The following is a 510-nucleotide window of genomic DNA, read 5'->3' as shown; positions in this document are numbered from 1 at the left end:
CGCAGTACAGACCGTGGGAGATTTCACCCCTCCTCCTTTCACCCAAGCGCCGATAAAGAATGCATCTGGCCTAGACCGACGATAGGAACAAGCCTGCGCCTCTGGGTGAACCCTTCAAGTGTTCAAACCTTAGCCCGGAGGATTTTCAATGGCAATGCCGGTTTCTGTCGCAAAGCCGATCGTGGGTGTTGATGTCGCCAAAGATGAGTTAGTGATTTATCACGCAGAAACAGATCGACTGGAAGCGATCCCCAACACCAAAGCTGCGATCAAGAAGTGGCTCAAGGAGCTGCCCGCGCCAGTGGATGTCGCCATCGAAGCCACCAATATCTATCACCAGGAATTCGCCGACCTGGCTTATGCGCAAGGCTGTGTGATCTACATGATCGGCGGCTACGAGCTCAGCCATTACCGCAAAGGTGTGAAAGTTCGCGCTAAAACCGATGCGCTGGATGCTCGGTTGTTGGCTCGCTACTTGAACAACGAAGGCCACCAGTTGCACCCGTGGAC

At 54.1% G+C, this 510-nt stretch carries 1 protein-coding gene; it reads left to right on the top strand.

From position 1 onward, the window contains the following. Positions 1-148 precede the first annotated feature (148 nt). The coding region (locus B0E42_RS00030) for a transposase (RefSeq protein ID WP_139353058.1) at positions 149-510 on the top strand (362 nt) is incomplete at its 3' end.

Origin of the sequence: Pseudomonas sp. A25(2017) (genome assembly GCF_002001065.1) — a bacterium.
GTDB classification, from domain to species: Bacteria; Pseudomonadota; Gammaproteobacteria; order Pseudomonadales; family Pseudomonadaceae; genus Aquipseudomonas; species Aquipseudomonas kilonensis.
Note: the sequence above shows the minus strand (reverse complement) of the source record. Positions and strands in the feature narration are given on the sequence as shown.